Here is a 13,010-nt window from a genome sequence, read left to right as displayed (position 1 = left end):
AAGGCAAGGCTAATCCCGTGGGCGTGAGTATGGAAATTAGCGGCAATATAATACATAGCAAGGGGTGGAATGCAAATAAAAAATGAAAAAATGAGTAGTAAACCGTTTGCCTTGGCCGTATAATCCCTCCGCAATATCTAATCCAAATCCTGATATCGCTCTCGCGGCACAGCTTGGATTACCCTTTAAAACACCTATCTTGTGAGATATTGCAAATGCTAAGAATTGCCAAAGAAGCGCTGACGTTCGACGACGTACTGCTCGTTCCAGCACACTCCACCGTTCTCCCAAATACAGCTGATCTGCACACTCGGCTGACGAAAAACATCAACCTGAATATTCCTATGGTATCGGCGTCTATGGACACGGTTACTGAAGCTCGCCTGGCGATTGCCCTGGCTCAGGAAGGTGGCATTGGCTTCATTCACAAGAATATGTCAATTGAACAACAAGCGAATGAAGTTCGTAAAGTGAAAAAGTTCGAAGCTGGCATCGTCACCGATCCTGTTACGGTTCGTCCTGAAGCCACCATCGCCGATGTGATGGCATTAACTGAAAAGCACGGTTTCGCCGGTTTCCCTGTCGTGTCTGAAAATAACGAACTGGTTGGTATCATTACCGGCCGTGACGTACGTTTCGTTACCGACCTGTCTAAGAAAGTTGAAGTGGTGATGACGCCGAAACAGCGCCTGGCCGCCGTCAAAGTTGGTGCTTCTCGTGAAGAAGTGCAGGAAAAAATGCACAGCGCCCGGGTCGAAAAAGTGCTGGTGGTTAATGACGACTTCCAGTTGACCGGTATGATCACTGCCAAAGACTTCCACAAAGCTGAACGTAAACCTAACTCTTGTAAAGATGAGCAGGGTCGTCTGCGTGTTGGTGCTGCCGTTGGTGCTGCGCCAGGTAATGAAGAGCGCGTCGCTGCGCTGGTTGCTGCAGGTGTTGATGTACTGCTGATCGACTCTTCACACGGTCACTCTGAAGGTGTCTTGCAGCGTATTCGCGAAACTCGTGAAGCGTACCCGGATTTGGAAATCATCGGTGGTAACGTAGCGACAGCTGCCGGTGCAAAAGCCCTGATCGAAGCCGGCGTGAGCGCGGTAAAAGTGGGTATCGGCCCTGGCTCTATCTGTACTACACGTATCGTTACCGGTGTAGGCGTTCCACAAGTGACCGCCATTGCCGATGCGGCTGAAGTGGCCAACCAATACGATATTCCGGTTATCGCCGATGGTGGTATCCGCTTCTCTGGCGATATCTGTAAAGCAATCGTTGCTGGCGCATCTTGTGTCATGGTCGGTTCTATGTTCGCCGGTACCGAAGAAGCTCCGGGTGAAGTGATTCTTTACCAGGGCCGCTCTTACAAAGCCTACCGTGGTATGGGCTCGCTGGGCGCGATGTCTCAAGGTTCCTCTGACCGTTACTTCCAGACAGATAACGCGGCAGACAAACTGGTACCGGAAGGTATCGAAGGTCGTATCGCTTACAAAGGCCGCCTGAAAGAGATCGTTCACCAGCAGATGGGTGGTCTTCGCTCAAGCATGGGCCTGACCGGTTCGGCGACTATCGAAGATATGCGCACCAAAGCTGAATTTGTTCGTATTTCAGGTGCGGGGATGAAAGAGTCTCACGTGCACGATGTACAGATCACAAAAGAAGCGCCAAACTACCGTCTGGGTTAATCCCCAGCGCCAAAGTTAGCTTTTCCTGAACGGATATATAAGAGGCGGGCTGGACTCGCCTCAGATTGTAAATTTAGCTTATAAGATTGCTCAGATATGACCACAAATATTCATGACCAACGTATTTTGATCCTCGATTTCGGTTCTCAGTATACTCAGCTGGTAGCGCGCCGGGTACGTGAAATCGGTGTTTACTGTGAACTTTGGAGCTGGGATGTTGAAGAAGCGGATATCCGTGAATTCAACCCGGACGGCATCATTCTTTCTGGTGGCCCGGAAAGTGTTACTGAACAGAACTCACCGCGTGCACCGCAATATGTTTTCGATTCAGGTTTGCCGCTACTCGGTATCTGTTACGGCATGCAGACCATGGCAGAACAGCTGGGTGGCCGTGTTGCCGGCTCGAATGAGCGCGAATTTGGCTACGCACAAGTTAAAGTTGTAGGTGAGTCAAAACTGTTTGAAGGCCTGCAGGATGCCATGGCAGAAGATGGCAGTGCACTGCTGGATGTCTGGATGAGCCACGGTGATAAAGTGGTTGAAATTCCAGCGGGCTTTGTTCAAATCGGCGAAACTGACACCTGTCCGTATGCGGCGATGGCCAACGAAGAGAAAAAATACTACGGCCTGCAATTCCACCCGGAAGTCACCCACTCGAAGCAGGGCATGAAAATGCTGGAAAACTTCGTCCTGGGCGCTTGTGGCTGTGAACGTCTGTGGACGTCGGAATCTATCATCGAAGACGCTATCGAACGCATCAAAGAGCAGGTCGGCGATGATGAAGTGATCCTCGGCCTGTCCGGTGGTGTCGACTCTTCCGTTGTCGCCATGCTGGTTCACCGCGCTATCGGTGACAAGCTGACCTGTGTGTTTGTGGACAATGGCCTGCTGCGCCTGAACGAAGGCCAGCAAGTGATGGAAATGTTTGGCGACAAATTCGGCCTGAACATTATCAAAGTGGATGCCGAAGACCGCTTCCTGAACGCGCTGAAAGGTCAGTCTGACCCTGAAGTGAAGCGCAAAACTATCGGCCACGTGTTTATCGATGTGTTTGACGAAGAGTCTAAAAAACTGGCTAACGCGAAATGGCTGGCACAGGGCACTATCTACCCGGATGTAATCGAATCGGCGGCATCCAAAACCGGTAAAGCTCACGTGATCAAATCACACCATAACGTTGGCGGTCTGCCAGAAGAAATGGAGATGGGCCTGGTAGAACCATTGCGTGAACTGTTTAAAGACGAAGTCCGTAAGATTGGCCTGGAGCTGGGTTTACCTTACGAAATGCTCTACCGTCACCCGTTCCCTGGACCAGGTCTGGGCGTGCGCGTGCTGGGTGAAATCAAGAAAGAGTACTGTGACCTGCTGCGCCGCGCGGATGCCATCTTTATTGAAGAGCTGCGTGCTGCTGACCTGTATGACAAGGTATCTCAGGCATTCACCGTATTCCTGCCTGTTCGCTCTGTCGGCGTCATGGGCGATGGCCGTAAATACGACTGGGTTGTGTCGCTGCGTGCAGTAGAAACCATCGACTTTATGACCGCGCACTGGGCTCACCTGCCGTACGATTTCCTGGGTAAGGTCTCAAACCGCATTATCAACGAAGTTGACGGTATTTCCCGTGTAGTTTACGACATTTCAGGTAAGCCACCGGCGACCATCGAGTGGGAATAATTAGCCAACGCTAACTGGTAATATTGAACAGCCCCGACCTGAGTGTCGGGGCTTTTTTTTACTCGAAGCCGTGTTCAGCAAAACGGAGCAAAGCGGAAGCCACCCTTCATTTATAGTGTCTGCTTGCTCAATAGGGCTATTGAACGATTTGTAATCACTCGCAATTATCCAAATCCCGATCCGCTTCGGCTGCCTTTTAGCCGGCAAACTGACTAGTCTGATGGCGATGTTTAGTTAGATCTGAAAAAGGATACCGTGATGATCAAACCACACTTTCTTTTGGCTGCGCTTGGGCTGGGCCTGACCGCCACTGTTCATGCTGGCATGACCATAGTGCCAGACCCGGATAATCCTAATGGTTATCTGGTTTCCCGGGCCGAGTTGCAGGTGATGGAGCAGCAGAAAACCGCTGACCCTATGTATCAGACCTGGGCTCAGGCTCTGGCGACCCGCAGTAATTCAGTGGTGGAAGCCATTGAACCTGGCCTGGCGACAAACCCGGACAATGTCAGGCGGGTTGAGCGGATCTTTCCCCAGGCCGAGTGGGACTTCCTGACTCAAATGGCGGCACCCGAGTATAGCTATACTCGGTTTTTACGGGCGATTGGCAAATTCCCCGCCTTTTGTGGCGATTACACCGACGGTCGGGATGCTGATGCGATTTGTAAAAAGTCGATTGTGACCGCTTTTGCCCATTTTTCCCAGGAAACCGGCGGACACATCAGTAAGGATAATGTCTCCGATAACCCGCTGGCACTGGAAGAGTGGCAGCAAGCGCTGGTGCACGTGCGTGAAATGGGCTGGAGTGAAGGGCAGGTCGGTTACACCACTGGCTGCGGCCAGAATGACTGGCAGAACCGCCGCTGGCCTTGTGCCGCCGGACAGGGCTATTTTGGCCGTGGCGCAAAACAACTCTCTTACCACTTCAACTACGGCGCCTTCTCGGAGGCGATGTTTGACGGTGATGCCAGCGTGCTGCTCGACAATCCGGGACGGGTGGCCGACTCCTGGCTGAACCTGGCCTCGGCAATCTGGTTTTTCCTCACCCCGCAAGCCCCTAAGCCCGCCATGTTGCACGTGATCGACCGTACCTGGGTACCGTCACTGCGGGAAACAGATGCGGGAATTGGCTATGGATTCGGTACCACCATCAATGTCATTAACGGTGGCATCGAATGTGGTGAACAGAACAAGGATAAAGGTCAGCCGGTCAACCGTATTCGTTACTGGCAAGGTTTGTCAGACCACTACCAGATTCCCAAGCCGGCGGATGAGGTGGATACCTGCTGGCAACAAACGCCCTATGGTAGTCTCAACCTCAACGGGGCGACCGATGTGCTGTACACCAACTGGGATGGCAACTGGAAATACTATGCCGACCGGCCAGGTGGCTATTCGTTTGAATGCGAGCTGGTTGGTTTTCAGACCGCGTACTCTGCCTTGGTGGCAGGCGATTACGAAAAGTGTGTCAGCAATTTTTATGGCTCACACGCCAGTTGGCCTGAGGTGAAGGTGGTCGAAACCTTGCCGTCGACAGAACCGACCGATCCGCCGGTTGGCGGTGTCTCAGCATGGGACAGTAACCAGGTTTATGTAGCGGGGGAGCAGGTAAGTTATCAGAACGCCGTTTATGAAGCCAAATGGTGGACTCAGGGCGATCAGCCAGATCTGGGGGGCCCTTGGTTGCTGGCTGATGAGCCAGACTCTCAACCGGCTCCGGAACCTGAACCAACAGAGCCGGAGCCGACCCCTGAGCCGGATGCTGGCAGCAATGAGTGGATAGAATGGCAACCCGGAATCAGCCAGGTGGCCAATGGTGACAAGGTGACCTACAACGGCAAATGTTTCATTGCCCAAAACAGTCCGGGCGTGTGGGAAACACCATTACAGTCTAACTGGTTCTGGGACGAAATCGCTTGTCAGTAAGCCTGACTCTAAGCCTTAACGCTGTTTGTTAAGGCTTTTTTATGCTTTCGGGTCGAGCGGTCTGTTTTGGTAATCTAAGATTGCAAATTCGTGTTTTTGTGATTAAGGAAAGTGTGATTAAAATCCGCGCGTAAATTTTACTATTTTTGTTTAAAGGTGCGCACTGATGTCTACAAAACTGGCCAACCCGGCTCCATTAGGTCTGATGGGGTTTGGGATGACGACTGTCCTGCTGAATATTCACAATGCAGGTTTCTTCCCGATGGACTCTATGATCCTGGCGATGGGCATTTTCTACGGTGGTCTGAGTCAGGTAATTGTCGGCATGATGTGCTTCAAACGTGGCGACACCTTTGGCACGACCGCATTTACCTCATATGGTCTGTTCTGGCTAACGCTGGTAGGACTGATTGTCATGCCTAAAATGGGCCTGCCAGCCAGCCCGGCACCATTCATGGGCTGGTATTTGACCATGTGGGGCATTTTCACCGCATTTATGTTTGTCGGTTCGTTGTGTTATCCGGTGGCCAAACAGGTGGTATTCGGTTCACTGACCGTTTTGTTTGCGCTGCTGGCGCTGCGCGATTTCACCGGTAGCGAACTGATCGGTACCATTGCAGGCTTCGAAGGCATTTTCTGTGGTGCCAGCGCAATCTACTTTGCCATGGCTCAGGTGCTGAATAATGAGTATGGCCGTACTGTGCTGCCGATCGGTGAGAAAAAACCGCGCCTGGTCATTGCTGAGCAGCAAGCTGCCGCATAATCGCGACGTTAAATGTTGCACCAAATAAAAAGGGTTAGCCATTGGCTAACCCTTTTTTGGTTATTTGTTTTATCTAAACTTAGGCTGATGGTTGCTCGACCGCGGTCAAGTCATCAGTCTCTGCGGCTGGAGCTTTGCCGGTTTTACGTTTGTACTTCTCTTCCCAGTAGTCCGCACCGGTAATACCAAGCTGGACAGGGTTGAAAGTATAGTCGGTCACGCCACGTTTTTGCTGTTCTTCGTAGTCGTGCAGTGCTTTCAGGGCTGGTTTTGCCATGAAGAAGATGATCACGATACCGACGATATTCAGCCAGGCCATCAGGCCAACACCCACGTCACCCATCGCCCAGGCCAGGTTGGCCGTTTTCACGGTGCCGTAGAACACCACAGTGATCAGAACCAGTTTCAGGGCGAACATCAGGCCATTGACCTTAAAGGTGCGGCGGATGTATGCGATGTTGGTTTCCGCGATGTAGTAGTAAGCCAGGATTGTCGTGAATGCAAAGAAGAACAGTGCAATGGCAATAAATGGCTTACCGATGCCAGGCATTGCGCTTTCAATTGCCATCTGGGTAAATACCGGACCGTTGGCCGCGATATCAGCAGCGACATTCTGTATTAGGAAGCCTTCAGCACCATGAACGTTGTACGCGCCGGTGATCAGGATCATAAATGCAGTTGCAGAACAAACCAGCAGGGTATCAATGTAGATAGAGAAAGACTGTACCAGACCTTGCTGAGCAGGGTGGTCAACGTTCGCTGCAGCGGCAGCGTGAGGACCAGTACCCTGACCGGCTTCGTTGGAGTAAACACCACGTTTTACACCCCAGCCGATTGCTGCGCCCATACCTGCCATTGGCGTAAATGCGTCGCCGATGATCATGCCAAATATACGTGGCACTTCACCAATGTTAAGCAGGATGATCACGAATGCTGTAACGATGTAAGCCAGCGCCATAAATGGCACGACGATCTGAGTGAAGCTGGCGATACGTTTCACGCCACCAAAGATGATGAAGGCCAGGATGACAGAGATGACAGTGCCGGTGAAAATTTTAGCAAAACTGAAAGTACCGATAGCTGTGTCGATCATTGCACCTGAACCAAAGGCTGCTTCAACTGCGTTACCAATGCTGTTTGACTGAACGCCAGGTAGCAGGACACCACAAGCAAAGATGGTCGCGATAGCGAAGATCCAGGCGTACCATTTTTGACCCATGGCTTTTTCAATGTAGTAAGCCGGACCACCACGGAATTCGCCGTTGTCTTCTTCTTTATAGATTTGGGCCAGAGTCGATTCTGCGTATGCTGTTGCTGCGCCGAAGAACGCAACTACCCACATCCAGAACACGGCACCTGGGCCACCGAAGCCGATAGCGGCTGCAACACCGGCGATGTTACCTGTACCGACACGACCAGACAGCGACACTGCCAGCGCCTGGAACGAAGAGATACCTTTGGTTGAGCTTTTACCTGAAAGCAGCAGACGCCACATTTCAAAGAAGTGACGCACTTGAACGAAGCGGGTCATGATGGAGTAGAACAAGCCAGCGCCTAAGCAAAGATAAATCAGTGCCGGGCTCCAGATTATTCCGTTCAGAAAATCAACTAATGACTGCATGTCTATTTTCCCTGTTGGTTAACGTATAAGGTTAATTTGTGTCCGAGATATTAATCTTTTTGTAACTTAATTGTTAATTTATTTGTCTGGAAATCTCCTATAGCGTGATGGTGTACACAAAATGCTAAATTTTGCTCAATTATTGGTCATCTGTTTATTAGTGATTGCTAAAGATTGGTGGAAAAAATAGCGAATTTGTTATCTGACAGAATAATCCATTGAAAATCATATTTAAACATATGTGTACGTTATGCTGTATATTTACTTGAAGTTGGCGTATTTCACTAATTTAAAATGCATTAGCTTGCATAGCGGTGCAGGCTTAACTCCGGCTGTGCCAATACTTCTGATTCACCATGACTGATCACATCCGCCAGGATTTGAGCGGAACCGCAAGCCATGGTCCATCCCAGAGTGCCATGTCCGGTATTGGTAAACAGGTTGTTGTATGGGGTTTGGCCGATAATCGGCGTGCCATCCGGGGTCATTGGGCGCAGGCCACTCCAGTAGTCTGCCTGGCTTAAATCGGTACCTTGCGGGAACAGGTCGCCAATCACATGCTGCAAGGTGGCTAACCGTTTTTGTGGTAACTCCGTATTGAAACCATTCAGTTCAGCAGTGCCGGCAACTCGGATACGGTCATCAAAACGGGTGATCGCCACTTTATAGGTTTCATCCATAATGGTGGATTGCGGTGCCAGGTGATCCGCGATAACCGGCAGAGTCAGCGAGTAACCCTTTACCGGGTACACAGGAAGATCAATGCCAAGTGGCCGTAACAGGCGCGGCGAAAAGCTACCGGCCGCGACAACGTATGCGTCAGCTTGCAACAAATCGTTTTGGGTACGCAGGCCGGTGATGGAATCGCCCTGTGTCTCTACTTTGACGACCTCAGTTTCAAACAGGAATTCAACCCCGGCAGCTTGGGCATATTCGGTTAACTGCTGACAAAACTGGTAGCAGTCGCCGGTTTCATCATCAGGCAGGTACAAGCCGCCGACCAATTTATGCTGCACTGGTGCCAGTCCGGGCTCCTGGGCGATGCATTCGGCGGCGTCCATCAGTTGATAGCGGGTGCCGCTCTGCTCCAGTAGTGCCATATCCTTTTCAATCGCTTTGAGTTGCTTGTGGTTGCGAAAAACCTGCAAGGTCCCCATCTGGCGTCCCTGATAATCAATAGCCAGCTGCTGGCGAAGTTCAGCCAGACAACTACGACTGTGCAGCGCCACTTTCAGCATCCGGGACTTGTTGCGCTGATAATGTCCGGTTTGGCAGTTGACCAGCATCTGGCTGGCCCAGCGGATCATACTCGGGCTGAGTTTAGGGGAAACCTTTAGCGGCGCGTGTTGTTCGAACAGCCAGCGGATCGCTTTAGTGGGAATGCCCGGGGCCGCCCAGGGGGATGAGTAGCCATAAGAGATTTGGCCGGCATTGGCAAAACTGGTTTCTTCAGCGCTACGAGGCTGACGATCGACTACAGTAACCCGGTGGCCAGCTTGGGTTAAATACCAGGCGGAGGTAAGCCCTACTACGCCGCTGCCTAATATGATGATGTGCACGTTTCTTCTCCTGAACACAAGTTTTGCATAGTTTGTGGGCTTTACATCTTGTTAACAATCGATAAAAATTGATGACAGTGTTTAGAAAAACTAAAAGTTAACCCGTTATGAAACGCCACTATCTGAATGGTTTAAATCTAATCTGTATTGTTGCCGAAGCTGGCAGCCTAACGCGCGCGGCAGCTAAAGTGCACCTCACTACCGGAGCAATCAGTCAGCAACTGCTGTCAGTAGAACAGTTATTAGGTTTTAGTGTTTTTCAACGTCATTCGCGCGGCGTCGAGCTGACCGAGCTGGGGCAGCAACTGGTGGAAGCCGTTAAGCCGCATCTTGAAGCTATCGACGACAACGTGAAACGCATCCAGGGCGGCGACCAGGTGAAGCTGATTCGACTCAAGCTGACTCCCTCATTTGCATTCAAATGGCTGGTGCCCCGGTTGGAAGATTTCCAGCGTCGTTTCCCCGATATTCAGATTCAAACCTATGCCGAAGGGGCGTTAGTGGACAGTGATCGGCGGGACTTTGATGTCGCGGTCGACTATGGCAGCTTCCCTTATAACCGTCCCAATGCCGAACTGTTGATGGCGGAATCTCTTTTACCGGTGATGAGCCCGGGCTATCTGGCACAACATCCGGAGCTGGTGGAACACCACCAAGGAGATAGCTGGCAGCAGGTGGTGCTACTGCACGATGCCATGCCATGGCACGGAGCGGCGCGAGACTATGAGTGGCAGTACTGGGCCAGTCAGTACCACTTGAACTTCAATACCAACCGGGGCCACTTTTTTAACCGTACCGATATGGCCATGTCGGCCGCTGAAGCGGGTATCGGTATTGCGTTAGCCCGAATGGCATTGCTCGGAGATGAACTGGACAGACAGCGTCTGGTCTCGCCGTTTGCGCCGCTGGATGCGGGCGCTGGCTACTTTATCCTCACTCAGAGCGAAAACGATGCTACGCGCTGCTTTAAGCAGTGGCTGCATGATCAGGCCGGTCAAAGGTCTTAAACCTGAGTCAGCCAGTGCATTGCTCGCCACCTACACTTAACACAACTGGGGGCGAGAGATATGAAATCACGGCAAAATCAATGTGGTTATCGTAACCCTGATGGTTGGTGTTGCGATCAATCAGCCGGTGAGTCAGGGTTATGTTACTGGCACGATCCGGCCATCGATAAAAGTGGCGACAATGTAAAAGCGGGGATTGAACAGTGGGCGGCACAAGGTAAACCTCTGGACGGGTTTCAGCTGGCCAGAACCGACTTGGTTGATATCAACCTGGTCAATCTCGGCAAACATCAGGGTTATCATTGCCGCAATGCCGACTTTTATCGTGCCGATTTGACCGATGCACACTGCTTCGGCCTGGATCTGCGCGGCAGTTCCTTGATGAAAGCCAAACTGATATCCGCCAATTTGCATTGTGCCCGTTTAGGCCAGTGCAATCTTTTGGGAGCCAATTTAAAGCGCACTAAGCTGGAGAATGTCGACTGGGGGCGGTATCTAAAACAGGAATATGACGCCCGTGAGGCCAAAAAATCTGGCGATAACCAGCGCGCGGTAACCTTGTGCCAGGAGATGGAGGAGGTGTGCCGTAATATTCGTAAGCAGTGTGAAGCTCAGGGGCTATTTGAAACTGCCGGTAGTTTCTTTATCAAAGAAATGCGTTTTCGACGCTATCAGATGCCGCGATATAGCCTGCGTCGTGTTATTTCCAAAATTGTCGACATGTTTTGCGGTTACGGCGAGTCACCACTTAGGGTGGTACTGTTTTCTCTGCTGCTGATCTTGGCCTGTGCGATTGGCTATTTCTTTCTTGATACCAACTCTTCCCACCCGTTTTACGCCGATGTGACCGGCTGGCGTTTTTACTTGATGGAGTTTTTAAATGCGCTCTATTTCAGCGTGGTGACGTTTACCACCCTGGGCTATGGCGACATTTCTCCGGTAGGCTTTGCCCGGGCCATTGCCGCGGCGGAGGCGTTTCTTGGCAGTTTTACCATGGCACTGTTTGTGGTGGTATTTGTGAAAAAGATGACTCGCTAGGCTTTGTGCTATATAGACAAGTGCAGGCAAAACCGGTGAGTCCAGGCCGGTTTTGCCCGCGAGTTTAGTTACGCGATTTTAAAAGCGGTAGCTGGCCAGGACCGAAGCCATCCACTGATTGCGCCCTTCCACGACCGGCGAATTAGCAATTTGCTTGCTCAGGCGAGTGAAAGTGGTTTTTTGGGAAACGCTCCAGTTTTCTGAAAGTGGTACCACAAGTTTGTAGCCCAGTTCGTAGTTAAAGCCAGCTTTAGCCTCATATAGCGGGCGAGTTTTAGTAGCTTCTTTCTTGTTAATACCAAAATAGTGGTTGTTGAACTTAGCGCTGTTGTAGCGAATACCGGCAAACGGGACAAAATCCACTTTACCAATATTGATGATTTGGTAATAACGCATGCCGGCTACGTAGCTTTTGTACTGGCCGCTGACATCGTGCTGGATATAGCTCGACAGAGTACCTTGCGGTGCCACCTGTAAGTCCATATTCAGTCCCAGGTCGAGTGAAGGATAACGTTTGTCGGTACCTTTGAGAGAGTCTGCCAAGTCTTTGTCACGGTAAATACCACTGCTACCCACGTAAGCACTCAGGTTAACCGCATCGCCGGTTTCACCGAAAAAGCGGTAGTTCACGCCACCTCTTAGGTCGAAGTTAAAATCTTCGCCGTGGTAGCCGGCATTCAGTACCGGTCCGAATCGGTTCTTCGAACCAAAACCGAATTTATAGGTGCTTTTTTCTTGTTTGTATAAATCGCTGGCATAGCTGGCACCGAACTCGGCTATCCAACCACCTTCATTATTGTAGATTTGGCCGTTGCGAATATAAGTGTCTCCCGCGACGGCGCCGTTAGCCACGCCCAGAGTGATTAAAACTAAAGGAAGATATTTCATTGTGTTCTCCATTTTGTATGTCCGCTTTTGTTATTGAACACTGTACAAAACGGTTGTGTAACTTAATATCATCACAATGTAAGGCTGTGTACGCCGCTGGCTAGTCTGTTTTTAATAATTTACGGTTGCTGTACTTTATCTTATTGATAAGAATGAGATTAAAGCTGTCTATTGATGAAAATATCCATGTAAGTCGTAATTTCTAATGAAAGGGATAATTATTATAAATAATGGTTATTTTGTTATTGAATTGACATCTGAATCTGATTTAATAGCAAACTCTGTTTTTTACCACACAAGATCACAAAAATATGAAAAGGCTTGTTTTCACGGCAGTTGCAGTTGCCAGTCTGGCGGGGTGTTCAACTCCCGGATGGGACTTACCGTTGTCCACCACGGCTAGCCCGGAGATCACTGTACTGGATACACGTCGCCACCCGCAAATCATGGTAGAACAAATTGATCCGGTAGCAATCTTGGCCAGTTACCAGACACGCGTGTCGATAAGTGAATATATGGCGTCAGAGCTGGCCGAACTGATCAGGCCGCAAAGTGAAGTGGATATAAAAATACAGACCGTTGCATTTAAAGTGAGTGGCTTGGCTGACCGTTCTCCTTCAACAGGCAGTTGTAAGCTGGTCTCCATACTGCCAAATACTACTGCCACACACGTCAGTACTGCTATTAACAATATTCCGCTGGGCTCGGCAACTAAGCAGAGCTTACCAGGTGAACTGATTCAACCTTGCCTGGATCGTCATATTGCCGAAATTGCCCATACGCTGACAGAGATTGAAGCCATTTAGTCTGGCTTGGTTAAAACCGTTTGGCTGGTCTCCGGTGAGAATCACTGTC

10 protein-coding genes are annotated in these 13,010 nt (G+C 50.5%); 7 read left to right on the top strand and 3 right to left on the bottom strand.

The features are described 5' to 3' along the window. Positions 1–215 precede the first annotated feature (215 nt). The 4 genes from guaB (at position 216) to ACQY6F_RS03620 (ending at position 6,042) form a co-directional block, all read left to right on the top strand. The gene (gene guaB / locus ACQY6F_RS03635) at positions 216–1,679 is read left to right on the top strand and encodes an IMP dehydrogenase (RefSeq protein ID WP_428772256.1); all 1,464 of its coding nucleotides are present in this window, start codon (positions 216–218) and stop codon (positions 1,677–1,679) included. 96 nt (positions 1,680–1,775) lie between these two features. Then, positions 1,776–3,353 (top strand): glutamine-hydrolyzing GMP synthase, encoded by a 1,578-nt coding sequence (gene guaA, locus ACQY6F_RS03630; protein WP_428772254.1) that lies wholly within the window; start codon positions 1,776–1,778, stop codon positions 3,351–3,353. A gap of 258 nt (positions 3,354–3,611) precedes the next feature. Continuing rightward, the gene (locus ACQY6F_RS03625) at positions 3,612–5,279 is read left to right on the top strand and encodes a chitinase (protein ID WP_428772253.1); all 1,668 of its coding nucleotides are present in this window, start codon (positions 3,612–3,614) and stop codon (positions 5,277–5,279) included. A gap of 166 nt (positions 5,280–5,445) precedes the next feature. Continuing rightward, positions 5,446–6,042 (top strand): acetate uptake transporter, encoded by a 597-nt coding sequence (locus ACQY6F_RS03620; RefSeq protein WP_428772252.1) that lies wholly within the window; start codon positions 5,446–5,448, stop codon positions 6,040–6,042. Between the two features lie 79 nt (positions 6,043–6,121). Here ACQY6F_RS03620 and ACQY6F_RS03615 read toward each other — a convergent pair whose 3' ends face one another. Together ACQY6F_RS03615 and ACQY6F_RS03610 are read right to left on the bottom strand one after the other, a co-directional pair. Continuing rightward, positions 6,122–7,663 (bottom strand): alanine/glycine:cation symporter family protein, encoded by a 1,542-nt coding sequence (locus ACQY6F_RS03615; RefSeq protein WP_428772250.1) that lies wholly within the window; start codon positions 7,661–7,663, stop codon positions 6,122–6,124. A gap of 299 nt (positions 7,664–7,962) precedes the next feature. After that, the gene (locus ACQY6F_RS03610; RefSeq protein ID WP_428772249.1) at positions 7,963–9,222 is read right to left on the bottom strand and encodes a D-amino acid dehydrogenase; all 1,260 of its coding nucleotides are present in this window, start codon (positions 9,220–9,222) and stop codon (positions 7,963–7,965) included. 107 nt (positions 9,223–9,329) lie between these two features. On the opposite strand from ACQY6F_RS03610, the gene ACQY6F_RS03605 reads away from it, so the two are divergent. Beyond that, complete coding sequence (locus tag ACQY6F_RS03605) at positions 9,330–10,229, top strand: LysR substrate-binding domain-containing protein (RefSeq protein ID WP_428772247.1); 900 nt, start codon at positions 9,330–9,332, stop codon at positions 10,227–10,229. A gap of 60 nt (positions 10,230–10,289) precedes the next feature. Continuing rightward, on the top strand, positions 10,290–11,267 hold the full coding sequence (locus ACQY6F_RS03600; protein WP_428772246.1) for an ion channel: 978 nt from the start codon (positions 10,290–10,292) through the stop codon (positions 11,265–11,267). A 78-nt stretch (positions 11,268–11,345) separates the two neighbouring features. Here ACQY6F_RS03600 and ACQY6F_RS03595 read toward each other — a convergent pair whose 3' ends face one another. Next, entirely contained in the window at positions 11,346–12,155 is an 810-nt protein-coding gene (locus tag ACQY6F_RS03595) for a MipA/OmpV family protein (protein WP_428772244.1), read from the bottom strand. Positions 12,156–12,466: 311 nt separating this feature from the next. On the opposite strand from ACQY6F_RS03595, the gene ACQY6F_RS03590 reads away from it, so the two are divergent. Next, positions 12,467–12,961 carry a lipoprotein gene (locus tag ACQY6F_RS03590; protein WP_428772243.1) on the top strand — a complete coding sequence of 165 codons (495 nt, stop codon included), beginning with the start codon at positions 12,467–12,469 and terminating at the stop codon, positions 12,959–12,961. Positions 12,962–13,010 lie beyond the last annotated feature (49 nt).

Origin of the sequence: Vibrio sp. (genome assembly GCF_050299255.1) — a bacterium.
GTDB lineage: Bacteria > Pseudomonadota > Gammaproteobacteria > Enterobacterales > Vibrionaceae > Vibrio.
Note: the sequence above shows the minus strand (reverse complement) of the source record. Positions and strands in the feature narration are given on the sequence as shown.